Annotated in this window: 24 protein-coding genes; 20 read left to right on the top strand and 4 right to left on the bottom strand. The window is 59.2% G+C overall.

Features of this window, described 5'->3' with window-relative positions:
* Window positions 1-62: 62 nt before the first annotated feature.
* From HNQ72_RS26910 to HNQ72_RS26895, 4 genes are all read left to right on the top strand, one after another.
* Entirely contained in the window at window positions 63-536 is a 474-nt protein-coding gene (locus HNQ72_RS26910; RefSeq protein WP_183997118.1) for a hypothetical protein, read from the top strand.
* Between the two features lie 433 nt (window positions 537-969).
* Window positions 970-1,581, top strand: a complete 612-nt coding sequence (locus tag HNQ72_RS26905) for a hypothetical protein (RefSeq protein ID WP_183997116.1) — start codon at window positions 970-972, stop codon at window positions 1,579-1,581.
* Window positions 1,582-1,909: 328 nt separating this feature from the next.
* Window positions 1,910-2,836 carry an ArdC family protein gene (locus tag HNQ72_RS26900; protein WP_183997114.1) on the top strand — a complete coding sequence of 309 codons (927 nt, stop codon included), beginning with the start codon at window positions 1,910-1,912 and terminating at the stop codon, window positions 2,834-2,836.
* A gap of 677 nt (window positions 2,837-3,513) precedes the next feature.
* Complete coding sequence (locus HNQ72_RS26895; protein ID WP_183997112.1) at window positions 3,514-3,831, top strand: DUF736 domain-containing protein; 318 nt, start codon at window positions 3,514-3,516, stop codon at window positions 3,829-3,831.
* A gap of 191 nt (window positions 3,832-4,022) precedes the next feature.
* Here HNQ72_RS26895 and HNQ72_RS26890 read toward each other — a convergent pair whose 3' ends face one another.
* On the bottom strand, window positions 4,023-4,301 hold the full coding sequence (locus HNQ72_RS26890) for an HU family DNA-binding protein (protein WP_183997110.1): 279 nt from the start codon (window positions 4,299-4,301) through the stop codon (window positions 4,023-4,025).
* A 388-nt stretch (window positions 4,302-4,689) separates the two neighbouring features.
* Here HNQ72_RS26890 and HNQ72_RS26885 point away from each other — a divergent pair, with 388 nt between their 5' ends.
* Window positions 4,690-4,854 carry a hypothetical protein gene (locus HNQ72_RS26885; RefSeq protein ID WP_183997108.1) on the top strand — a complete coding sequence of 55 codons (165 nt, stop codon included), beginning with the start codon at window positions 4,690-4,692 and terminating at the stop codon, window positions 4,852-4,854.
* A gap of 110 nt (window positions 4,855-4,964) precedes the next feature.
* Here the strand turns inward: HNQ72_RS26885 and HNQ72_RS26880 are convergent, their stop codons facing one another.
* Complete coding sequence (locus HNQ72_RS26880; RefSeq protein WP_183997106.1) at window positions 4,965-5,213, bottom strand: WGR domain-containing protein; 249 nt, start codon at window positions 5,211-5,213, stop codon at window positions 4,965-4,967.
* Window positions 5,214-6,986: 1,773 nt separating this feature from the next.
* Here HNQ72_RS26880 and HNQ72_RS30775 point away from each other — a divergent pair.
* From HNQ72_RS30775 to HNQ72_RS26805, 15 genes are all read left to right on the top strand, one after another.
* Complete coding sequence (locus HNQ72_RS30775) at window positions 6,987-7,424, top strand: hypothetical protein (protein ID WP_244654568.1); 438 nt, start codon at window positions 6,987-6,989, stop codon at window positions 7,422-7,424.
* Window positions 7,425-7,428: 4 nt separating this feature from the next.
* Window positions 7,429-7,887 (top strand): hypothetical protein, encoded by a 459-nt coding sequence (locus tag HNQ72_RS26870; protein WP_183997104.1) that lies wholly within the window; start codon window positions 7,429-7,431, stop codon window positions 7,885-7,887.
* Window positions 7,888-8,298: 411 nt separating this feature from the next.
* The gene (locus HNQ72_RS26865; RefSeq protein WP_244654569.1) at window positions 8,299-9,156 is read left to right on the top strand and encodes a transglycosylase SLT domain-containing protein; all 858 of its coding nucleotides are present in this window, start codon (window positions 8,299-8,301) and stop codon (window positions 9,154-9,156) included.
* A complete protein-coding gene (locus HNQ72_RS26860; protein ID WP_183997102.1) occupies window positions 9,153-9,524 on the top strand; it encodes a TrbC/VirB2 family protein in 372 nt (123 codons plus the stop codon). Before HNQ72_RS26865 ends, HNQ72_RS26860 begins: the two co-directional genes overlap by 4 nt.
* 2 nt (window positions 9,525-9,526) lie before the next feature.
* Complete coding sequence (locus HNQ72_RS26855) at window positions 9,527-9,853, top strand: VirB3 family type IV secretion system protein (protein ID WP_183997100.1); 327 nt, start codon at window positions 9,527-9,529, stop codon at window positions 9,851-9,853.
* A 3-nt stretch (window positions 9,854-9,856) separates the two neighbouring features.
* The gene (locus HNQ72_RS26850; protein ID WP_183997098.1) at window positions 9,857-12,376 is read left to right on the top strand and encodes a VirB4 family type IV secretion/conjugal transfer ATPase; all 2,520 of its coding nucleotides are present in this window, start codon (window positions 9,857-9,859) and stop codon (window positions 12,374-12,376) included.
* Window positions 12,354-13,529 carry a lytic transglycosylase domain-containing protein gene (locus HNQ72_RS26845; protein WP_183997096.1) on the top strand — a complete coding sequence of 392 codons (1,176 nt, stop codon included), beginning with the start codon at window positions 12,354-12,356 and terminating at the stop codon, window positions 13,527-13,529. Before HNQ72_RS26850 ends, HNQ72_RS26845 begins: the two co-directional genes overlap by 23 nt.
* 22 nt (window positions 13,530-13,551) lie before the next feature.
* On the top strand, window positions 13,552-14,343 hold the full coding sequence (locus HNQ72_RS26840) for a conjugal transfer protein (RefSeq protein ID WP_183997094.1): 792 nt from the start codon (window positions 13,552-13,554) through the stop codon (window positions 14,341-14,343).
* Entirely contained in the window at window positions 14,340-14,549 is a 210-nt protein-coding gene (locus HNQ72_RS26835) for a hypothetical protein (protein ID WP_183997092.1), read from the top strand. Before HNQ72_RS26840 ends, HNQ72_RS26835 begins: the two co-directional genes overlap by 4 nt.
* A 40-nt stretch (window positions 14,550-14,589) precedes the next feature.
* Window positions 14,590-15,663, top strand: coding sequence for a TrbL/VirB6 family protein (locus HNQ72_RS26830; protein ID WP_183997090.1), 1,074 nt, complete (start codon window positions 14,590-14,592; stop codon window positions 15,661-15,663).
* Between the two features lie 190 nt (window positions 15,664-15,853).
* Window positions 15,854-16,465 carry a VirB8 family type IV secretion system protein gene (locus HNQ72_RS26825; protein ID WP_244654586.1) on the top strand — a complete coding sequence of 204 codons (612 nt, stop codon included), beginning with the start codon at window positions 15,854-15,856 and terminating at the stop codon, window positions 16,463-16,465.
* An 8-nt stretch (window positions 16,466-16,473) separates the two neighbouring features.
* On the top strand, window positions 16,474-17,295 hold the full coding sequence (locus HNQ72_RS26820) for a TrbG/VirB9 family P-type conjugative transfer protein (RefSeq protein WP_244654570.1): 822 nt from the start codon (window positions 16,474-16,476) through the stop codon (window positions 17,293-17,295).
* Between the two features lie 9 nt (window positions 17,296-17,304).
* Window positions 17,305-18,669: a type IV secretion system protein VirB10 gene (gene virB10 / locus HNQ72_RS26815; protein WP_183997083.1), complete on the top strand. Its 1,365-nt coding sequence runs from the start codon at window positions 17,305-17,307 to the stop codon at window positions 18,667-18,669.
* Entirely contained in the window at window positions 18,666-19,715 is a 1,050-nt protein-coding gene (virB11, locus tag HNQ72_RS26810; protein ID WP_183997081.1) for a P-type DNA transfer ATPase VirB11, read from the top strand. The genes virB10 and virB11 overlap by 4 nt, the downstream gene beginning before the upstream one ends.
* Window positions 19,684-22,362, top strand: coding sequence for a type IV secretory system conjugative DNA transfer family protein (locus tag HNQ72_RS26805; protein WP_183997079.1), 2,679 nt, complete (start codon window positions 19,684-19,686; stop codon window positions 22,360-22,362). Before virB11 ends, HNQ72_RS26805 begins: the two co-directional genes overlap by 32 nt.
* 86 nt (window positions 22,363-22,448) lie before the next feature.
* Here HNQ72_RS26805 and HNQ72_RS26800 read toward each other — a convergent pair whose 3' ends face one another.
* Window positions 22,449-22,739 (bottom strand): hypothetical protein, encoded by a 291-nt coding sequence (locus HNQ72_RS26800; RefSeq protein WP_183997077.1) that lies wholly within the window; start codon window positions 22,737-22,739, stop codon window positions 22,449-22,451.
* 257 nt (window positions 22,740-22,996) lie between these two features.
* A complete protein-coding gene (locus tag HNQ72_RS26795; RefSeq protein WP_183997075.1) occupies window positions 22,997-24,355 on the bottom strand; it encodes a hypothetical protein in 1,359 nt (452 codons plus the stop codon).
* Between the last annotated feature and the right edge of the window lie 8 nt (window positions 24,356-24,363).

Raw genomic sequence — 24,363 nt, 5'->3', positions numbered from 1 at the left:
GCCCGTGGTCGCCACTGGCGGCGGTTCGGTCTCCACCGACCAAATTCATCCAGGAGTTTTCCATGTCAACTCATCCTGCATTTCTGGCCCCGATCGGTTCCGTTCTGGCCTGGTCCGACGGCACGCCTCGCCCACCTGAACGTCACCGAAAAAGGCTGTCCGCATGGCGAAGCCACAACAGCAGCGGCCAACTGGTCAGCCGTCAGGGCGAATATCGGCGCGGCAGCATGATCGTGCCGGCCACTTTCAGGTTGCACGAAGGCGATCATGGGGCTGGCGGGGTCATTGCGATCCGCATTTATCGGAGTTTTTCGCTAGACAGCAGCCTGAGCTTCAGCATCATCGAAGTCCCAGCCATCGGAAGCTGCCGCGTTTTCGACCGAGCCGGCGAGAATGCCGAACTCGTCCATTTAGCCGCCAGCCGCCAAGCAGCGGAAGAGTGGCTCACCCGGCACGGCTATCCCTCCGCCGTATTGGAGGACGTCACCGCCGACGAGGTCGCCAGCAACGCGGGGCAGGGGAGGGCTGTGGCATGAGCGATCGTCCAGGCATGAGGAACTGCTACAGGGCTGACGCTGTCCGTGCTTGAGACTGCCTCGTCGTCATCGGCGATCCTGTCCGATCGTGGCATGGTCGTCATGCATGTGCTGGGCTAGCCCCGTCATCTCGACCGGCAAGGTTGCTCCCTTGGTCGGTCTGCCCTTCGGTTTCGTGGCGGTCTGGACCAACGCCCGTCCGCTTCAAGGCCGCTATCGCGCCGCGGGGCGGCCGGTCATGCCGCTTGTCGCAAAGCAGGAATGCGGATCATCGCAGGGCCTTAGCCCCGCTTGCCCGCACCCCAGCTTCGCTCGATCTGGCGCGCCCGGACCCTGAACCGGCCGGCTTGCGTCGGCCCCTTTCGACCGCACCGAAGGACAGGCCGGCCAAGGGGGCCGAAACCGCCTCGGCAGATAACGAAAGGAAACCATCATGGCAAAGCCCACAACCCAGTCCCGGCAATCCTCACATCAGGCGTCGCATCCATCGGCCCGCGTCCTCCAGCTCCGTAAGGGCGCCACCGTCGAGATGGTCCGCCTGACCTGCCCCGATGAAGCCCAGGCACTGAAGATCGCAGAGAGCTTCGGCGCTGCCATCCTCGATAGCGACGGCATCCGCGACATGCACGAGCGTCTGATCATCGAGACGGCCAGCGGCCTCTCGGATGGCCTCGGGGAACGGGCGATGCAGATCCACCTCCAGCGGATCGTCGGCGCCTATGTCGGCTCGGCCCATGGCGCCGGCCAGTTCTACTCCCGCGCGGTCACCGAGGCGCGCGACGCCACCGCCAAGGGTGCCGCTGAAGCCCGCGACGAGGATCTCGACGGCCCGGTCGGCTATGACAGCGCCGCCCAGCGCAAGCGCGAATTCGCCGCAGACATGGGCATCCAGGCCCACGCCCTGCGGATGGCGGCGGAAGGCGCTGTCGCCGCTTACGAGCAGATTGTCGGCGAGGTCTGGAAGCCCTTCGACCGACCGGTCGAAAATCCCGGCCAGACGCTCGACCGCAAAGCGGCCGCGGCCCAGATGTCGGCTTTCGACTGAGGCGATCCCACCGGCGGAGCTCAGGCTCCGCCCTTCAATGCAGCTCTGAAATGCGCGGCCGCCCAACCCCGGGCGGCTTTTCCATGTCGGCGACCATGATCATGACTAAGGCAAAAAGGGGAAGAAGGAAGACAGATGGTCCCGGGCGTCGCTCGCAACCCCGTCCCGGTCTCGGTCCTGCAGGAGCCGGATGCAGGCCGCAACGGCTTCGCCGTCCTCCACATACGTTGAGGCCGTTCCGGTGCGCCTGCCCCCTGACCGCTCCTGCAAACGGCCCGCCGTGACGGGGTCGCGACCGACGGGACCTCAGGTAAATGGAGGTTCGAACATGAGCAGGAAGACCAAAACCACCCGCATCGACATCTATGCCCGCATTACCGATCGGATCGTCGCCGATCTGGAAAACGGCGTGCGCCCCTGGATCAAGCCATGGAGCGCTTGCAATATGACGGGCCGGGTCAGCCGACCGCTCCGCCATAACGGACAGGCCTATACCGGTCTCAATGTCCTGCTTTTATGGTCTGAGAGCGTCGCTTACGGGTTCAATTCGGCGACCTGGATGACCCTGCGTCAGGCCAACGAGTTGGGTGCCCATGTTCGCAAGGGCGAAAGCGGTGCCAGCGTTGTCTATGCGAGCCGCTTCACCAAGACGGAATCCGATTTACGCGGTGGCGAAATCGAGCGGGATATCCCGTTTATGAAGGCTTACACAGTTTTCAATTGTGATCAAATCGAAGGATTGCCGGACCATTATTACTGCGCTCCAGACGCGATTGCCGAACCGCTTGAGCGCATCGAGCATGCCGATCGCTTCTTCGACAATACCGGTGCGGTCGTCCGCTATGGCGGCAACCAGGCTTATTATTCGCCGCCCACCGATCACGTCCAACTTCCCGAGCCGGCGCAATTCCGCGACATGGCCTCATTCATTGCCATCCGCGCGCATGAGACATTGCACTGGACATCTGCAGCTCATCGGTTGAACCGGGATCTGTCCCGTTATCACAAGGATCGGCGCGAACGCGCCTTCGAAGAGGTGCTCGTGGAGCTCGGAGCTGCCATGATTTGTGCCGATCTGGGGATCGTCCCGGAACTGGAGCCGAGGCCTGATCATGCTGCCTATATCCAGAGTTGGGCTGCAATCCTTGGCTCTGACAAGCGCGCAATCTTCCAGGCTGCTGCCCATGCGCAGCGCGCCGTCGCCTATCTCCACGACCTTCAGCCGCAGGCGGCGTCCGAACCGGAGGCGGCGTAAGGTTGTTCAAGCCCGAGTTTGTCGATAACCCCGCAACATTGACGATCCGGCTCGGAGCGCTGTCGCTCGGGGCCGGGGTCCAATCCACGACCATGGGCTCAGGTCGAGATCGCTTCGCGCCGGACCACGACCGAGACCTTGTTCCCCGCGACGATCCGGTGGCATGATCCGGCGGCAATAAGGCCTGTGCGGTGTCTAGCGTTACAAGTCGAGAGGCTTCCGCGAACGGGGGAGCCCGGCGAACCAGCGCAAGCGCAACGGTATTCTCGTGGAGGCAAAACAGTGGCGTGCGGTCTCATGTCGACCGGTCAGCGTTACCAGGCAGTCGCGGGGGGGCACGGAGCCATGGTTTTGCGTATCACGCCGGTCGCGAGCCTGCCGATGAGCACAGGTCGTGGCCTGCCCATCCGCAACGACGGACAACACCCACGCAGACCTCGATGGGACTGGTGTGACCGAGGGCCGACTTCGTCTCGATCGCCTGGACCGCAACGGCCGTCCGCAACTTTCTTCCCCTGCGAACAGGTTCGCATTCCTCGCGAGGCAATAAAGCCGCTCCCGCCCGCCCTCCACTGACGTTCCGGCCCAAGGGTGCGGCGGCGATCGCCATCGGTCTTGACACCGCCATCGAGGCCGCGGTGGGCGCGGCCCGAACACACCGGAAAAGGAACACGACAATGGCAGTCATCGGCGAATTCACCACCAGCGGCAACAACTCCATCATCGGCAACGTTCGCACCCTCACCGTCAGCATGAAGGCCCGCCTTAACCCGATCGAACGGGTCTCACGGGACGCCCCGGATTTCCGCATCACCGCCGGCAACGGCGTCGAGGTTGGCGCCGGCTGGAAGGCGGTTTCCAATGACGGCGAGCAGTACATCTCCGTAAAGCTCGACGATCCGAGCTTCAACGCACCGATCACAGCTGCCCTGTGGCCAAGCGAAACGGACGGCGAATACGCTCTCATTTGGAACCGCCCGAAGCGCGAGATCTGATCCGCACAATATCGAGCCCCGCCGGCCAAGGCGGGGCTTCTCCTTTGTCGTTCAGCTAAGCCGGACCGGACCGAGCTTGACCCGGACTTTGTGGTGCCGACTGGAGCGCGGCTGAATTTTGGTAGGTAGTCCTTTCACAGCCAAGAAGGCACCGCGGATAACCGGGCCTCTTGGCTATGATTTCGGTGCCATCACTTGTTAAGGGCGTCTTTCAGAGCCTTGGCCGGCGTGAATGCCAGTTTCCGAGCGGCGGCGACCTTGATGGTCGCGCCGGTCGACGGATTGCGTGCTTCACGCTCCGGGGTATCCTTCACCTTGAACTTCCCAAAACCCGGCAGGCTTGTCTCATTGCCGGCAACGGCAGCAGCGGTGATTGAGGAGATCACCGACTCTACGATGGTTTTGGCCTGTGCCTTGGTCAGGCTATGGTCGGAAGCGATCTTGTCTGCAATTTCGTTTGTGGTCGTCATGTTCTTGTCTCCGCATCATTGATCCAAAATCCCTTGCAGGGGAATTCCGGCGTGTCACTGGCGCAGTGCAGCACAAAAGCCTGGAAATGCCGGATGTCCACAACTTCAGGCCACCAGCACCCAAACAGGGGGTGTTTCCGGCCGTGCCCATTGAATGGGTGCCATACGGTGAGGGAATGTCTGCTCAGTCTTGCCAAGGATGCCATGAGCGATCGCGCCGCCTCAAGGTCGCGCGGCACCTCCAATTTTGCCTCCACTCCGGTTCCCTCCGCTTCAACAAAATCGGCTCCTCCGCACGCCGGCTCCGCCGGTCGCTGACGCGAACCTTGACCCGACCCGACCCCTCATGACCGCGGGCGTCGTCATTCACAACGTCAAGGAGACGAAGATGCTTCTGGAACAACACATTGAAGAGCTGCGCCTGGAATTGAATGCATCGGTCGACGCTGTCGAGCGCCGCGATCTCGAGCTCGAACTGGAACTGGCACGCGCCGAGCTTTCAGTGATCATTGCCGAACAGGAGGGGCAGGTCTCCGCTGAGCCTCCCTTCTGAGGGAGGCTTTCGCCGTCAGGCCTTGCCCGGTCCGTCGGTTCGACCGACTTACCGGGCACGAAGCTCCGCTTGGCAACGATGCGTCCGGCATTCAGGACAAAGCACGGGAGCTATCGCCGGGATGGCTGGTAGCCCCTGCGGCGCTTCTGGTGCAAAATATCAAGGAACAGCGAAACCGCGTCCTTCTCATCCTCGAAGATATGGAGTTTCGATTGGCCCCGAGATCCGATGCGGCCCCATCGCCGCGTCAGGCAGGCGTGGCCGAACAATGTCGTTGAGATATCCATGGCGTAGTAACGGGCCATGTTTTTCAGCGTATCAGATCGCTCGACATAGAGCTGGTATGGTTGTGAGATCATGTCGACAGAATCGTCGATTGGCAAATTCCCGTCCAACGACAGTTATGAATCGGTCGGCAATGATCGATTCATTTCCGTGATGGGGCGGCCGCATCAGAGAGACGGTGTTCCGATCAAGCGAGCCGGCCTGTGCCGACCGGGCTCTATTCGCGGCGCGCAGCACCTCTCACAGAGCCCGCTTCGCGGTCTCCGCCTCCGGTAACGATCACTCTCGCCAGATGATACGACCGGATCGACCGGCCGCCTCATCGCAAGGGGGAACCCCTCGCGCACCCCCGCCGGCTGATCGCCGGATATGGGCACAGTCCCGGTGGGGCCGTGGTCTCTTCTCCCTGGGGAGCGGGTCGAGACCCGCCCGACCTTCGGGCCGGTAGACGGACGCTGCCGCGACTTCCCCAAACAATACGGAGGAGATGGGCAGCCTTCGCTACACCCTCATCCTTCGGGTATCCGCTCGATCTGCCCATCTCCTCCCGCGGTGCGCTCGCTGTCTCGTCGCGAGCAGCCATCGATGTCTGATCGCTGCGGCCCGAACATCCCGGCTGCTCGCGACCACGGCTCGCTTCGGAAACTTACCCAGACCGGTCAGACATCGCGCTGTTCCTGCGACGCGGATCGTCGGTGATACCTCCGATCGCTGTTGCATCGTCTGACGACCTGCAACAGCATTTGCGTCTCGGGCACGCTGTCTGACCGGTCTGGGTAAGATCGCTGGGTAAGATGGCTGGGTAAGATGGCAGGATAGGCTATGGGTATACCCATAGCCGTTTCGCCCGAGGGGCGAGTGCAACGTTGCCTTTTGTGGGTGGCATTAGTGGCCTTCAGAAATCCGCTGAGGAGGAGGGGCTGATGGACCATTTTCCAATGCTGCAGCAGTTGGCAAAGATGCGGCTGGGAGACGGGGGTCCCGTCGTCAATTGCGATCGGCGAATGCGTGGTTGAGCGTTTCGGCAAGTCGGCAAGTCGGCAAGTCGGTGAATGGGTGAATAGGTGAATAGGTGAATAGGTGAATAGGCGTGGCGCGTATTCGCCGAATGCGTCAATGGGTGAAGGAGTGAGTAGGCGAACGGGTGAAGATGCGAACGAGGCATCCGCGGATAGGGCTATGAGCAAATACCGCAATCGGAGATTCGGTGAATGCGCGTCTCGGTGCATCGGCGGATCGGTGCCGCGCCTATTGAGCGAACCGGGTTATAGGTAAATACGCCGATTGGCGTCTGAGCGTATCGGTGAATGAGCGAATGAGGCTATCGCTCATTCAGTGCCTTACCCATTGAGCGACTTGGCGACCGGAAAGGTGAGGGCCCTTACCAAGTCGGCGAGATCCAAAAGTGCTACCCGGCATATTCGACGCGCAAATGTCTTGAGAGACAGAAGTCACGATGATAGAAATTATACTGCAGTGTAATTTCTTGGTGGTGGCCGCAACTGACAAACGCTCGATCTGTTTTGACGAAGGAATGGTTCCAGGTCCCTGTCGCGATCGACTGCACGGGTTGCGGTGCCCAGACGAGATCGGCCGCGATCGTCGCTGGACCAGCCTCTCTCGTAAACGATGCTGGTTTCAGGCCCGACGTTGATTTGCTCTCCAAGCCATGGAGAAAGCTCGATGGATACGCCCTTGTCGAAAGCCTAGGCGGTCGAACCCAGAATATAGAACGGTTCATCGTCGATCGCTTTCACGCTTCCTTCGTCATGGTAGACGGCGGTATGCGGTCGATTTGTCAGCATTGCCGCGATGCGCTTCCTTCAGCTTCAATTCGGGCGGCAGCGATGAACGGCTTCGTTCGGCTGGGAGCGCGGCGCCTGCTGGTCAACGAAGGCCTCCTTATCTTCTCTTCTCATGTGGAGTTGACCGAGTTCAGGGTCGGCACGACTGTCGAGGAACATCGGATACCGCACCCCGACTATTCGCTGATGCTCATCTGCGACGCAGAAAGCCGCGCCGGAGAGACCGGCACTGTCGAGCTCTGGCACAGCATTGCTCGAGGCGATTACGCGCTGATCATCAAGGGTCACGAGGGGCAGGAGATGCTTTGTGATGGCGTAAGCGGCGATCTGGCAAGCGCTGTCGCCGCCATTTCTGATCTCGGTCTTGTCCTGACCGAGCTTCATCTGGCTCAGCTCGCATCTCCCTTCTGTTCGCTCGCCTGCGACCTCTTTATCGACGCATTGACCGACGCTGGCTATCGCCGGGAAACCCAGGAGTAACGACATGCAGAATTTAAGGACGCTTTTTCTTGTCTCGACCTTCACATCGTCATTGGCAGGATGCGCGAGCACCATTCCGCCCCAGCGTCCGCTTCCTCCTGCACCCTACGCCTATCTGAGTCTCGCGGCCTGCAGGCACCACGGCGCGACGATCGTTGACTGCCAGTTGGAATATGGCACCGACTTTGTGCGCCATCGGCTAGGCTCCGTTCAACAGATTGGGCGCGAATATGCGTCTGGTGACGACCACCGCTATCAGGTTTCGTCCTGCTTTCCGGCGCCGCGCATTCAAAAAGAGCTGCCAAACTACGTCTGCGAAATCTACGGGGCGCGATCAGGAGCAGATGCTGGCTCTGTGCTGGTCAAGGGCGGCGCGGCGGTCCGTCTCTCCAAGATATTCGGGGATCAGGAGCAAGTTCGGTACCGTTGGACAGCGGATCGATGGTCGCGCGTAGGCGATTGAAATCCCCTTGTTTTTAGAGGTCAGTCATAAAGTCGATGGTGCTAAAATTATACGCAAGTGACATTTTAGGTTGATTTCCGTGCAGGAATGCAGTTCAAAACTTATACCGCAGTGTAATTTTGAACTGGTTCGAAAATGGATCGCAGCTCGTTTTACCTCAAGAGGTTACCGCAAGGGATAAGGTTACGGAGCTCAATCTGGCCCGCGATCGCCTCGGTGTTTCTCCTCACAGGGTATGCCTCGAGCCTCGGGAGCGAACATGACATCCGGCCCGGTAGAAGCGCGGAAAGACCTCCAGCGGAGTCAAGCGTAGCGCCGAAATCTACAAGGTTGTCGCCGACATCCACGGGCCTCCCGAATGCGTCCCGACCGGTCTTTGCTTCTGCCCCAGCGGTCAACGCGGAGAGCCTCGTGGCGCGGTTCAGCGAACTGGCGCCCGCCTCGAAATATCCACCGCTTGTGATCGCAGACACACCGGCACGCCCCGCGTCGTATCAGTCGGTTCTCCCTCCGGCGCCAAGTGACGATGAGGGTGGCGAACGCCGGCGCGCCGCCTATTCCTCGATCGACGTATTCTCACTCGGGGATGGGCGGGCCGAAATGGGTCCCGAGGTGGATAAAGGAGGGCTGCAGGCAGCCCACAGGGTATCGCCACGAAGTGATCTTCTGGATGGCATACCCGAAGCCTATGCTGCCCTTGCTGTCAGGATCGCGGCCGAAGAAGAGGTCGACCCGAACTGGGTGCTCGCCGTCATGCGTGCCGAGAATGCCGGCTTCGATCGGCAGCTTGCCAGTCCGGCCGGTGCCATCGGCCTGATGCAAGTCATGCCGCAGATCGGCAGCGCCTTCGGAGCAACCGATCTCACGGACCCCGAACAGAACATCCGCGCGGGAACACGCTTCCTGCGTCTTCTGATCGGCAAATACCGCAATCCTGTGCTGATCGCGTCGGCCTATAACGCTGGTGAGCTGCGCGTCGATGCCAACCATTCGCTTCCCTTGATCCAGGAGACCGCCGACTATGTCACGCGCGTCGTTGGATATTACACCGGGATGCCCGCAGTTCCCCCGACGGCTCATGCCGGGATCCAGTCCCAGGCCAGTGCTTCGTCAGTTGCCCACAGGGTCCGGGCCGATCGCGCCAAGTCGCCCATGCTTATTTTCTCAGTCGCAGAACCATCGGCAGCGCTTGGGCCGGCTCCGCAGGAGCATGGCCACATCGTTGACGGTGGTCCCGTGAAGATCGTCAACGAAGAGGTAGTCCCATGAAAAACTCCGCAGTCGCTATCGAGATCGGCATGTTTAACGGCAGAGCCGCCTGGTATTGGCTTGCAAAGCGCAAGGCTCTTGGCAACACGGCGTGCGTCGTCGCAGCCAGCGCGATCCTTGTGTTGGTGCAGTTTGAACCCGCGGCGGCTCAAAACCTGGATGCTCTGGAGAATGCGGCCGATAGGCTCGTCCAGTTTTTCACCGGGTCTTTCGGTCGGTCGGTTGGCGCAGTCGCCTTCATCGGCATGTTCATGGCCGCTGCCTTTGGCTTCTGGTCCTGGGGCGCCCTGCTTCGTGTCGGCGGAAGCCTTGCCGGCATGTTTGCTGCAGCGGAACTCGTCGACTTCATCGCTGGCGGAGGGGCCTGATTATGGCCGGCGCCGGGACCACGATCGACGGGACCGATGAAACCATCGAGTCCTATCCCGTCATCCTTGCCCTGACACGTCCGCCGACGGTCATGGGTATCCCCTACACCTATTTTCTCGCCGAATGTTTCGTTTCGCTGATGGTGTTCATGATCCTTGGCTCGATCCTCTGGTTTCCGGCCACGTTCATCATCCTTCACGGCATTCTATACGTGCTTACCGTCAAGCTCGACCTGTGGTTTTTCGACATTGTCGGGCGGCTCAGCATGTGCGGCGTCAATCCCCTCGGTCGTCGGCTGGGCGGTGGCGCCAGGACCTATGGAGTCTAGGCGATGAGCACGATGGCACGATCCTTGAAGGGCAGTCTGTCGAAAGGTTGGGAGATCTTCGCCGACAGAAACGTGGCGACCCACGTCCCTTTCTATGTCCCGATCGAAAACGGTATCATCCGTCTGAAGAACGACTGCCTCGTCTCGACCATCCAACTGACCGGATTTTCCTTCGAGACCGCCGACATCGAAACTATCAACATGCTGCAGCGCCAGCGCAACGCAGCTTTCCGCGCCATCTCGTCGATCGGCAATTTCGCACTCTATACGCATGTTGTCAGGCGCAAGGTTGCGCCATCGCTACCATCGACCTTTACCGACCCCTTCATGCAACGCCTCGACGACGTGTATCAGTCGAGCATCTCCAGGAACGAGATGTTCGTCAACGATACCTATGTCTCGCTGGTCGTCCGGCCATTGTTCAAAAAGGGTTCGACGCTCTCTCGCGTCATGGGCATCGGCGGCAATGTCGTCCGCAAGGAGCAGTTCCGGGCGATGCGCGACCGGCTGGTCGAGGGAACCCGTGCGCTGGAAAAGTCTCTTGCGGTCTACAGCCCGAAGGTTCTGCGAGACGTCCAGCGTATCGAGGCCCATCTCGGGAACGGTCGAACGATCTACAAGGCGATTGCTGACGATGCCGTCCTCGAGGAGGGCGCTCGCAAGGTCTGGTTCTCAGAGCAATGCGAGTTCTTCTATACGCTGTTGAACGGGGGCCGGGTGCGTCCTGTCCGTCTCGGCAATATCCCGATCGATGAAATGCTGCCGGCGCGCCGCACCTCGATCGGCAATCGCATCATTCATCTGCAGGGTGACGTGACTGGCGACGATCGGTTTGCCGCCATGGTATCGCTCAAGGAGTATCCACCCGAGACCGGGGCCGGGATGCTCGACTATGTCCTGAAACTGCCATTCGAGATGGTGCTGACCCAATCGATGTCCTTCGTCGACGACATCTCCGCGCGCGGCAGGATCGAGCGCCTCGATCGCCAGATGTCGAAGGCGGATGAGGGCGGTTCGAGTGTCCAGGCCAATCTCGACATCGCCCGTGATGAGCTCGCCCGCAAGCGTGTCGCCTTCACAGAACATCATCTGACCGTCATGCCGATCGCCAAATCCATCGCGCAGCTCGACGACGCGGTAGCACTGATCGGCAATGAGCTTGGCGCCTTGGGGGCATCCTATGTGCGAGAAGATCTCAACGCGGAACCGGCATACTGGGCGCAGCTGCCCGGAAACCAGGCCTATATCGCTCGCCGTGCAATGATCTCCACTTTGAACTGCGCCGGATTGAGCAGTTTTCATGCCTATCCCTATGGAAAGCCGGATGGCAACCATTGGGGCCCTGCGATCACGATTTTCGAGACGACGTCCGGCACGCCATTCTTCTTCAACTTCCATCAGGGCGATGTGGGACATGCGACCGTCTTCGGGCCGACAGGTTCCGGCAAGACGGTCATCATGTCCTTCCTGATCCTTCAGGCTTACCGGGTCAGCCCGCGGCTGAAGACCATCGTCTTCGACAAGGATCGGGGCCTCGACATCATGGTCAGGGCGGCGGGCGGCACTTACATGGCGCTTGAGCCTGGCGAGCCCTCGGGCTGGAACCCCTTGCTTCTCGACGACACCGAGGAAAACCGCGTCTTTCTCTACGGTCTGCTCAGCTTCATGCTGAACCCGACAAAGGAGGGAGAGAACCTCTCGCCTCAGGAAGAGGCGATCATCCGCAATGCCATCAAGTCCGTTCTTAAGACCAAGGACCGATCCTACCGGCGCTTCTCGTCATTGCGGGCGCTCCTTGCCGGCAGCGAGCGCACCGAAGGCAGCTTGATCGCAAGGCTCGACAAGTGGGTCGACAAGGGGCCCTACGCCTGGCTCTTCGACAATGCCGACGACAGTCTCGACATTTCCCGTCCGATGATCGGCTTCGACATGACCTCGATCCTCGACGACCCGACGGTTCGCACCGCGGCACTTCTCTACATGTTCCATCGGCTGGACAAGATCTACGATGGGAAGTCGCCGATCATCAACCTGATGGACGAGGCGTGGAAGCTGCTCGACGACGACGAGTTCAAGCGAACCATGAAGGATTATTTCAAGACCATCCGAAAGCGGAATGGTCTTGTGATCTTCGGGACGCAGTCGGCCGACGATGTCGTCCAGTCCAGTGTCAGCCGCACCATCATCGAACAGACCTCCACCAACATCTTCTTCGCCAATCCGAAGGCGGATGAAACCTCCTACATGGAGCATTTCGGCCTATCGAGGGCTGAGTTCGAATGGGTCAAGAACGGCGATCCGAGCTCTCGCTTTATGCTGATCAAACAGGCCAAAAGCAGCGTCATCGCGCGTGTCGACATGTCCCACATGCCTGAGTTCATAAAGGTCCTTTCCGGGCGGGAGGATACGGTTCGCGAAGTCGAGATGCTCCGCGACGAATACGGCGACGATCCGAAGGATTGGCTGTCAAAATTCTGCGACTGGGAGGGGGACGTGTCCGATGACAACGCCAAGGCTTCCTGAACTGGCAACCGTCGGCGTGCTTGCGTTCGCGACCATCGTCGTGCCCTCGGCGTTGCGCGCGCAGGTCCCGGTGCTCGACGATACACGCCTGAAAAGCGACGAGGCGACCCGCGACAGCTACCGACCCTACCAGGCCGATACGCAAGCCGTGAAAGGGGCGTCCGGCGGGACCACCGACAGCCTCGCTCCGGGGCAGGGATCCGGTGCGCCGGCTGATTGTTCCGCACAGGGAATGGCCGGTGCGACCTCGCCAGCAAGCCCCTCAAAGAAAACCCCGAGCCAACAGGAAGTCGCCCGCATGGTCGAGAGCGAGGCGATCCGGCAGGGTGTCGATCCGAATTTTGCGATGGCAATCGCTGAACAGGAATCGCGGTTTCGCCATTCGGCACGTTCCGGAGTAGGAGCGACCGGCGTGATGCAGCTGATGCCAGGGACCGCATCGGGGCTCGGTGTGAACCCCTACGACACGCAGGACAATATCCGCGGCGGGGTCAAATACATCAAGCAGCTGCAGGGCATGTTCGGCGACCGATATGACCTGATCGCCGCAGGCTACAATGCCGGTCCGTATCGCCAGTCGCTTCAAAACGGCCAGATCCCGGACATTCCGGAGACCCAGGACTACGTCAGAAAGGTCTCGGCCTACTATGAGCGCAACAAGGCTGAAAATGGCGACCGGGCGCCAACTGGAACCGAGACGACCGAACCGGAAACGGTCAGCGATACCACGAGCTGTGGTGAACAGCTAAAGAAGGCCGTCGACCGCAATACAAAGGCGCAGGTCGAACGCGCGACGACGTGGAATGCGTTCGCCCAGAAATCGCTCGAAGCAAATCAGCAATATCTCCAGCGCCTCCAGTCCGGGCTGCAATCGTCTTCGGCGAGCCTGCGTGGTTCGGGCGGAGGCAATTCCAAGGATAGCGATGGATCGCTGGTCATGGCGCAAATCCAGTGCCCCACGACGATCATCGACACGGGCGGTACGCGCTGTTTTGCCGTTCCGGCGAATGCCACTTCCGAACAGATAGGTCGCTGGCTCGAGGACCTTCAGGATGCGGCGCGCGCCAACGGTGACACCGCGACCTTCACGGCACTGCAGGATCCGGCGCTTGGTCTGGTGACCGTTGTCGATGCTCGGCCGACAGTCAACTAACGAAACAGCAAAGGAGAGGCTCATGAAAAAGATTGTTCTTGCCGTCGGGCTCGGTTTGGTTGCCACGCCACACGCCTTCGCACAGGTCCCAGTCAAGGATTCGGCCAATATCGCGGCAGCACAGGAAATCGAGCGGCTGTCGAAGCAGATCCAGCAGGACACGTCGGTCGTCATGGACAACACGACGAAAACCCTTCAGGCCATTGTCGGGGACCGCACGCAGGACGCCAGCCAGTTCGCCAAGCTCGCCACCGGAAACGGTTTCAGCATGGGGCAGGCTCCCGACTTCAACTCAATACTCTCTAGCAACCAGGCTGTGTTCGGCGGCATCAGCAGCCAGTTCCGGAACACGGCCGCCAAACTGATCAATGGTCTCAACCTTGTGAAGATGGTCGTCGACACGGCCAAAGGCGGTGAATTATCCGGCGCCAATCAGGCTTATTCCCAGGGGATCAATGCCTTGACCACCCTGACGGCTCTGACAGAAGCGATGAACAGCGCGACGAAAGACCGCCAGAACTCCTTCATGCAGGCAACCGAAAAGATCGGCTCGGCGCAGGACCTGAAAGGCGCGCTGGAGCAGAACACACAGATGGTTCTGCAGGGAAATCAGACCGCCAATGAGGCCGTCGGTTCGCTCAACAACCAGGTCATGCTGTTGAACCAGCAATACAGGGCAGCGCTAGCGACCTCGTCGCAGAACCTGAAGACCTTCGCCACACTCCCGGACAGCGTCCTCCGGAATGGCGAGACCGGCACTGAGACCGCGTCCGTGCGCGATCAGTTGAAGGCCTTCGAGAAGCAGTCCCAGTGAAGGTTCTCCCAATGATGGTCGGCATTACAATCGCTCTCTGCGGCTGTGCCGGAAAATACGAGCAACTGGCGAAATGCTCGGCCGACGACAGCCCAGTACCTACGCTCGGCTACGGCACGGAGCCGAAGCCTGACACATCAGCGCCAGCGTTCGATGCGGTGTTGCCGCACGACTGCGGCCCGATGCGACCGGTCAATCACTTCTAGCCGGGAATTCTAGCCCACCCACAGGGTGTCAGGGGACGAGATGGATCCAGTCAGCTACGCGATCAACTTCTATGGCGATGCGCTCAGATATTTCGACAAGATCAATGAGGCATCGCTGGAGCGGGCGTGGGGCCTGTTCGCCGCAAACGGCGACCTGGTCAGCGCCATTCTGGCGATTTTCCTTGCCTTGTATTTCCTGATGGCAGCCCTCGGGCAGAGCAGAATTTCATTGGCCGACATGGCGATTGCGGGATTCAAGGTCGCACTTGCCTATGCGTTGATCATGTCCTGGGCAACATTCTACGACAATATCGGCCAGTTCGTGCTCTTCTCACCACAGGATCTTGGCTCGGCGATTTCCTCGGCGATGGGTGGACAGGCAGCAGGCTCGGATCTTGCCAGCCAGGTCGCGTCCATGGCGCGCAAGGTCTACAACTTCGCCATGCAGCTGTTTAATTCCTACGAGTCAGGATGGCTGCCGAACGTCACGGGTGCCGTCGTGGTCTTCATTGTGCTGGTTTTCGGCCTTTTGCCGATGCTGCTGATCCTCACCGGCGTAACGCTGTTTGCCAAGATGATCACTGCCGTGATGCTGGCGATCGGTCCGATCGCCATCCTTTGTTATTTCTTCGGCATCACTCGTTTCGTGTTCGAGGCTTGGGTGAAGGGTATTGCCTTCGGCATGTTCATGCTTCTCTTCACCTATATCATGGCTGGTCTCTCGTTCGGCTTCCTGATCGGCATGATGGACACCATCAGCGACGACATGGCCACAAGCGAAAACGCACTCGCGATCGTGGTCGCCATGGTGCTCTATCTAGCGCTGATTGCTTACTTCATTTTGCAGGTGCCGGAGATTGCGAAAGCCTTCGCTTACAGCGCAGCCATGGCGAACATCCCGAGGGGCGGTGGTGCCGACATCATCTATGGGGCGACGCGAAATGCACTCCTGTCGAGTTCGTCACGAAGCGGTCAAGCCGCAGCTGTTGCGCTTGGCATGCTTGCTGGGCCGCGAGGTGCGTTGACGGCATCTGCGCTTGTCGGCCGTGGCACAATGGCGGCGACTGGCGGGCTCGGTAGAATGTTGACCACGCGACGGCGCAACGGCGGATGAAGCGGGAACCATGGCCGCAAGCCCTCAGCCGACAACATTTTCACAGTAGATATTTCGGGGATAGATTTTGGCATTCTTCAAGAAACAGGTGCAGACTGAGCCGACTGATAGGGTCGTAGGTCCTCAAGACATTTACGATCAACACCATTCCTGGGGCGAGAAGAACCGGTCTCTGCGTACACTGATCGGGATGATCCTATTGGTCTTTGCCATCGCCGGCTGGGCTGTCGCCGGCATCCTGTCGTTCTCGGTCGCACAGCTCTTCCCGCTTGTGCGCACCGAGGTCGTGCCGCTGATCGTCGACAAGAATACCGGCTACATGGAAACCGTCACGACACTCGACAAGGATCGCTCGGGCGTCTCTGAGCTTCAGGCAGTGCAAGCGTCCTTTGTCGGAAACTATGTGATCCGCCGCGAGACCTATGATCCCCGCTACCTCTCCGACAATTTCGACATGATCGCGCTCTGGTCGGAGCCGAATTCCTCTGCCTTCAAGGACTACGAGGATTGGATGAACCCCAGCAATCCCAGGGGGCCGGTCAAGACCATGGGCGCGACAGGTGATATCCGTCCGGACATACTTTCGGTCAATCCGCTCAATGCCTCGACCATGTCGGTGCGTTTTGAAACACGGGAGCGGCAACGTGGTGGCGATGTGGTCAACCGCTGGTCAGCGACGGTGCGATATCGGCAGATCAATCTTCCGGCAAGCAATCGCGTCCGTCTCTACAATCCGCTCGGTTTTGTCGTGACGGAATACGCCAAGGTCCCGGAAAACATGCCATCGGGGCTGGTGCCATGAAACGATGGATGATTGCACTCACTGTCCTGTCGTTTCTCGAGCCGACGATCGCGAGCGCCGAATTGCTGGCGCGACCAGGCAGGCTCGATCCGCGGATACGCTCGCTTCCCTATTCCGCCGAACAGGTCTTCCAGGTGACCGGCACCTATGGATTGGTGACCACCATCCTGTTTGGGGCCGACGAGGAAATCACGCAGGTCGTCGCCGGCGACACGGTCTCCTGGCAAATCCTCACTTCTGCCGATAGGCGATCGTTGACCCTGAAGCCGATGGAGAAGGATGCTGCGACCAACCTCTCCGTGGTCACGACCAAACGCACCTATTCCTTCGATTTGCGCGTCAACGATAGCAAGGCGATGCAGAACCAGACATTCAAGCTGAAATTCACCTACCCGGAAGACGCTGGTTTGAAGGGAACAGCGGAGCTCTGGAAACAAGCACAGGATGCTCAGCGCAATCCGAACATCAAGAACATCCGTCGGGACAAGGTCAATTATGACTATGGCTTCAAAGGTAACGACGCTGCCAAGCCCCTCTGGGTTTTCGATGACGGGCTGAAGACCTTCATGAAATTCACTAGTGACATTCCCGCAATCTTCATCGTTGATGCCAAGCGCAGGGAGAGCCTCGTGAACTATCGGCGGGAAGCGGACTACGTTGTCATCGACAAGGTCTCGCGACAATGGTCGCTACGCTACGGGACGGAAGAAGAGACGTGTCTCTTCAATCTGCGGACCGTGCCCGCTGACATCCCCGCACCGATTGAAGGCGCCGTTGCCCCGAAGCGCATGGGCAGTGCTAGCGGCCAGCAACAATCGCAATCACGATAGGAGGGCAGCATGTCGGATCCCAACTTCAATTCGCCCAATTATCGCTCGCTGGAAGGCGATACTTCCCTCGGCGGGCCGGTCAGACGGGCCGGGATCGGGCTGATGCGCCCATTCGCAGTGGTTGCGGCGATCGCCGGTGTTGGGGTTGTCCTTTACTTCCTGCTTTCGAGCGGCGAACAGCAGCAAGTTGTCGACAACACTCCGCGCGAAGAGTTCCGCCCGGTGCAGGCACCTCGAAATGAGGGCTTTAGGTTGCCCGCACCGCCGCCGCTACCAACAGCGCAGGTGCCGGAGGCGCCGCCTCCGCCACCTCCACCGCCGCCAGCTCCCGTCATACCTGCTGCTGCACCCGCACTTCCGCCAGCGGAGGTCGATTGCACCAGAGGCAAGAATCCGGACAATCCCCACTGCATCGAGCTCGCCCGCCAGGCCAAGCTGCTAGAGCGCGTGCGCTCCTCGGCTATGGTATTCGACCAGGCCAACCAGACCCAAGGAGCTGTTCAGGCCACGGTGACCGGAGTATCTGCTGCGTCGTTCGGCATGGGATCGGCTTCAGGTGCTGACGCAGTGTCGGCAGCCGGCAATCGTGGCGCAGCCGATGGAGCCAATGATCCTGACAGGGCCTTTCTAAAAGCGATGGGCGGGCAGGGTGTTCAGGTCTCGGTCGCTACCGAAAACCGCCGGACGGACGCGTGGATACCGCAAGGCACGATGATCCGCGGCACGCTGGAGACCGCTATCAATTCCGATCTCGCAGGCATGGTGAAGGGGATCGTGCGGGAGGATGTCTATTCCTTCGACGGGCGACGTATCCTCATCCCCGCTGGTTCGTCCCTGATCGGGGATTACAAATCCGGTGTCGATCGTGGGCAGGAGCGGGTCCTGATCATCTGGACGAGAATGATCCGGGGAGATGGGGTTTCGGTACAGCTCGGCTCCTACGGAACAGACCGGCTCGGACGCTCGGGGATGACCGGGATCGTCGACCGGAAATATTGGGAGCGCTTCGGTCCGCCGGCACTGATGACACTGATTGGAGGGGCAACCCAGTACATTGCCCAGCTTGGTCAGAAGCAGAACCAGTACATCACCGTCGTCAACGGTGACGGCAGCGTCACGCGGATACCCCAAAATAGCGGCGATACCTCCCAGGATCGCGCCCGACAGATCGCCGCCGAGACGATCGCTTCCGGCATCCAGCAATTGGGCAGCGAGGCTTTCCAGGACAGTCGCAACATCCGGCCCACCATCCATATCCCGCAGGGCTCCGATATCAGTGTCTTCGTCACACGCGACCTGGACTTTGCCGGCCTCTATCCAGATCCGGTCCGCGAGGAATTCGACCGCTTGCGCAAGCAAAGAGGTGGCAGATGAACGCCCGTCCTACAATCTCGGCCGAGCACCATTTTCTGGCCGAGGCTCTGGAGCCGATCCGACGCTTCCTCGATGATCCTGGCGTTGTCGAGATTTCCTGCCAGGCCGACGAAGAAGTGTGGCTGGAGAGGATCGGCCATCTCACAATGGTGAAGGAACGGGTAGAAGGCCTCGACCAGGAGGCGATCCGCCACATGGCGTCCCGTGCGGCGTCGTTCACAAAGCAAACGGTCAATGCCCAGAACCCGCTGCTTTCGGCAACCCTCACAGGCGGAGAGCGTGTCCAGTTCGTCCTCAACCCAACCTCGGCGACCGGCCATGCGTTTTCAATCCGTAAGCAGTTCATCCGTCGGTTCGACCTGAACGACTACGAGCGGGCTGGTGCGTTCCGTTTCACCAAAGTCACGGGTGACGACTATATCGATGACGTTGATGTCGAACTGTCCCGGCTGCTTCGAGCTCGACAGGTCCGGGCTTTCCTTGAGCTCGCCGCAACCAATCATCGAAGCATGCTGATCTCGGGCGGGACGTCCACCGGCAAAACCACTTTCCTCAACACGATGCTGACCGCCATCCCCAATCAGGAGCGGTTCATTCTCATGCAGGACACTGCCGAGCTTGAGCCGCGCCAGGAAAATGTCGTGTCGCTGCTCGTCTCCAAAGGCGGACAGGGAGAGGCGAAAGTGACAATGGGCGATCTCCTCGCCACTGCGCTGCGTTTGAGACCTGATCGGGTTTTTATGGGCGAGTTGCGAGGTGACGAGGCGTTCGACTTCCTAAATGCCATCAATACCGGTCACCCCGGCTCGATGTCGACGATCCATGCAAACTCGCCCCACCATGCCTTCAATCGCCTGTCGACACTGGTGCTCAACAGCAATGTGCGGATGGAGCGGGACGATATCATTCGCTACATCCGCTCCATCATCCCAATCGTGGTCCAGCTGAAGAAGAGCGACGCCGTCGGCGGCCGCGGCGTCAGCGAAATCTATTTTGCCGATGAGGTCGATGAAGATGGCAAGCGTGTCCATACACAGCGAGATTGAGCGGCCGAAATGGACTGGCCTACAGAAGGTGTTACCGATCACCCTCCCATTCGTGGTCCTCGGCGCCGCCGGCCTTTGGCTTTTCATATTCGCGACGATCTACGACGCCTATATCGTCTCGTTCGGGCAGGGGTCTTATTTCGACTATGTCGGTGCAGTGCGCTTTGCCGATGCCATGCACTACACGTGGTCGGTCATCCACACCAGAAACACTGTCGGTCTGAGTATTCTCGCCTTCGTGTTGGCGTCACCGTTCTTGTTCTTCATTTTGAGCCTATGGATGCTGAAAGGCGGGAAGGCCCTGTCGCGCAAGATCCTTTATCTGTTGCATGTCCGGTCGATGTTCAGCTTGATCGCGCTGACTGCGATGATCTTTGCCGCCGCCTATGCCGGCGTCACCGTCTACGGTATCGCCTTTTACATGGTCGCGACCAAGGCAGGGGAACACGCCGCAATCGCCAGCTATTACGGCAATCATCTTGCGGCCATGTATCAGGCACCTTTTGGTGCGACGGACATGGCCGGGGCGTATCACGAACCCTCCCGTCAGACCGTTTTTGCTGCGCTTTCGGGCATTGCTGCTGCCGGTGCCCTGGTGGGCTTTCCGATCGGCTTTGCCATCCAGAAGCGTCAGCGAATGATCATGGGGCGAGCGAGGCTCGCGACGCTTAAGGATGCCGCCGATTTTCGGCTGCGAGACAAGCATGGAATCGTGCTCGGCCTGAAACAGGGCCTGCTTCTGCGCAACGACGGAGACCAGCATGTCATGGTCATCGGCTCACCTGGGCAGGGCAAATCGCGCGGCTTCGTCATCCCCACGATGATGAGCTTTGAAGGATCGCAGGTCGTTCTCGATATGAGCGGCGAGCTCTTCGACGAGACCTCGGGCTATCTCAAGGACAAAGGCTATGACATCTTCCTTCTGGCGCCCGGTTCCAGATTCACCGATGGCTACAATCCGCTTGATCTGATCAGCACCGAGCCGAACCAGCGGATCACCGACCTGCAGAAGCTCACGCAAATGCTGCTTCCGGAGCGTTTGCGATCGGATTCATCCGACTTCTGGGAAGAGAGCGCCAGAATTCTGCTGACAGCGATGCTCGGCTTTGTCCTGGAATGCCCAGACACGCGCAAATCGCTAAGCGAGCTCTATCGCATCCTCAACTCCATGTCCGACGAGCGGAAGGCGATCGTTCAGCTGCTCGAGAATTACGAGGCCGTACTGTCAGACCAGACCCGCATGCAGCTGACCAAATTTGCAGGTCGCCACGAGAAGCTCGGCGAAGGCATCGCCGCGGAGATCGTGGCCAAGCTCAACTTCTTGCAGAATCCTTTGGTCGAGGCACTGACGTCGATCACCACGATCCCGATCGACACGATAAGAAAGCGCAAGCTTGCCATCTTCATCCAGGCGGATTGGAACGCCATCCAGATTTATGAGCGGCTGATCTCGATGTTCATCCAGCAAATGGCGGACAAGCTGGTGCAGTTGGGGCCTTTGCCGAATGGTGAGCATGAGGTTTTGATGATGCTCGACGAGTTCGGCAATGGAGGCCGCATCGATACGGTACTGACGCTGGCGCCGCTCATTCGCAAGAACGGCGTTCGCTTCGTGTTTATCTTGCAAGATGGCGCCCAGCTCGAGCGGCTCTATCAACGGTCCGGTCAGAAGATCCTGATGGGGGCCTCGACGATCAAGCTGTTCATGAATTTCCAGAACCAGGAGGATGCGACCGCAGTGTCCATTGCGGCGGGAAAGACAACCGAATGGGTCGAACAGTCCTCTTACTCGCATCGGCATGGCCGCAGGCAGCGCTCTATCTCGAAAGTGCCTGTGTCGGTCGATCTCCTTCCGGTCAACACGCTGATGATGATGAAGCCAGAAGAGGCAATCCTGCAGGTGACCGGAATGCCGCTGATGCGGATCATGAAGCTCGATTCCGGTGGGGAGCGGATGTTTGCCAAGGTCCGCAGGTTCAAGCCGGTGGCAAAGCCTCGGATGGAGCCGGTGGAATGGACGATCGAGCATGGCGCAAAATCTCCATCAACTGCTCAACTACTAAGATTTAACGCCAAAGATGGCGTGCGCCACGTTTACATCTCCTCTATCGATGAGCTTCGACAGCGCCTCGATCTTGATGAGACCCGTGAGGTTGGCGTTGCAAAGACCGAGCCACCAGTGAATACGCCAGTAAGCGGTCCGCAGCCCAAGCGGACTTCGAAACGCCGTGAAAAGCCGAAGAGAGTGGAGCGAGTGCCGCCAGCCACAGGTATAATTGATCTTGAAGTCGATGAGGAGACTTTAAACAGGAGGATCTACTCGGGACCTCATGGTAGCTTAGGTGACGACGCGCAATCGCCGCCTGCCTCTTCCACCAATAAAAGCAAACCTTCGAGTTCACAGCTCCTGCGCCGACAGGATGTCAAGCAGGTCTTCGGTACTGACATTCAGGCCCTGAATGAGGCGATTTTTCAGCAAACAGATGATGGGTCAATTGATCCGGTCGAACTCAACAACGATGTCGAGCTGCTGCTTCGAAACCTAGCTGATCGACTTTCGGACGATCAATCAAGGGAACATTTGATGGAATTCGCCGACGCCGCGCGTGATCCTCTACGTGAGGATTTCGGTTCGATCGAAGCTTAGGTCTGCCGCAATTTGCAACGCGGGAGCGACGATGTCGCCCTTACAAAGACTTACCCTTCGATCCCGGGGGTGAGGCCTCCTATTTTTTATTCCGCAACGACCGCAACCAGTTTCCTTTCGACAACAGCATTCTTCAACAGGTCGAGGTGTTCGTCGTTAAGCACGGTTAGGAGTTCGTTTGTTGATAGTGATTTCAGAGTAAATCGATATATGGCCATCGCACCAAGGGGATTATGAGCGCCATATTGATCACTGCTAGTCAGGATATCGTTGCGATGCTGCACGCATTCCTCCTGGCACCGCTCTTGAGTTGCCGCGAAGACAAATTCGTCATCGAAGTCCGGGGAAATCTGGAACCCGTAAACGACTGTTTCCATGTCTTTTTACCCTTTCGCAAACGATGAAGTTAGGTATAGCCACGCATCACGCCTAGGCAACTACCGAAAGTGGGAGTGGCACAAGGACCTTCCTAAACTTCTGCGAGTGATAATTGAGATAACGATCACCTAGGTATTCGTTCGGATGTTCTGCACGTGAACCTCCTCGAACATCCTCGCGACCAGCAGATGATAAGTTTGCTGCAAGAATTGGGCAAACACCGGCGATGGAAACTCGATAGACCTATAGCGTGGAACTACCGTCCTGTCTTCGCATGGCGAACTCGGTGAATGACCCACTGCATAACGCGCTGAGCGGATCCGGCTGAGTGTTCCTTAGCAAGATCCAAGGGAGTGATCAAAAAGACCGGTCCGATCTGCTCCATCCGCGGCAATGTCTTCGCCTTTGCGGCCCTATATTCGTCGGTTTCCATGCCCATTGCCTCAACAACGAGCGCGACAGTCGGATTATCTCGATAGGTCGCCTCTAGGATGAAGTCCGGCCGGCATAGGCCGGTCTCGGTTTCCAAAGCGAAAAGCGGTTTGATGATCCCTATCTGCAGGTCGGGCATCGCTTCAAACAGAGCATCCTGCAGCCAGAACAGCAAATGGGACACGTGTCGCTCGAACTCCGACTCGATTGGGAAGAGCGTATCGGAATTATAGACGGGCTGGGCATAGGCGTGGACCGCCCTGGCCGGTCCGTCGTCATCATCCCCGAAATCAGCGTTGAGCAGAACGAGATACGGTCCCCTATGGGCGGGGTCGCCTCGCAGCGGTTGGCGGACCTTGCCCATGAGATCTATCGTCCGCGCAGTCGATACCGGCGTGATAGAACGGGCGGACACGCTCTTCGCGTATAGGAGCATAAATCCAGTGCGTCGAACCGCCGGTGGCCAATCCGGGCGCGATTGAGAAAGCAAGCCCTGCCAACGGCTTGCGGCATCCCAGTAGTCTCCCGCCCATGTCGATGTCAGGGCGTTGAGGGACCAAGTACGTAACACCCGTAATTCCTTTGCGGCAGAGCGCAGTCGGGAAAGTTGGCTTCCAAGCGAGAATTGCGGTCGTTGCTGCAACGGCGGGATGATGTTGATCTGCGCCTTGTCGAGGATGCGCCACAGAATGCTACCGAGTCTCGACGGGCGATCATTTCTCTCGCTCGGCCGAGCAAGCCCGCGATCTGACAGATCGGCAAGACGATCGGGGATAGCCGGAAGCGGATCGACATAGCTCCTTTCAGACTTCGGAATTGGACGGATATGAAAATCGCGGTCGATAAGCGCTGGGCTGCCGTCCTTGTCCATATGAAATGCGCAGCTTTGGGCATGGTTCGGCCGTTCTTCGTCGTGCCGACCGCCAGGTTCTCTTGAGATTAGCCGGCGTAGAGTGAAAGTGTGTTCCTGCTGGATCGGCGCCAACAATGGTCGGAACCGCCCGGTGACACAGTTGCAGGATATCCAGCCGTCCATCAGCTTTGCCCTTTGGATCACTGCAAGAGCGATAGCCTCGTCCTCCTTTGATGCGGCGTTTCCGTACCACGCACGAAGGGCGGCCCCTTCCTGTCCTGTGAGAGTGTCGAGCTCATGGCCGGGGCTATTGCGCACAACGATCCGCATCTAGCGAC

The sequence above is a fragment of the Aliirhizobium wenxiniae genome (genome assembly GCF_014201355.1).
Classification (GTDB): domain Bacteria; phylum Pseudomonadota; class Alphaproteobacteria; order Rhizobiales; family Rhizobiaceae; genus Neorhizobium; species Neorhizobium wenxiniae.
The sequence above is the reverse complement of the archived record's forward strand: the minus strand, read 5'-3'. Positions and strand labels throughout refer to the sequence as shown.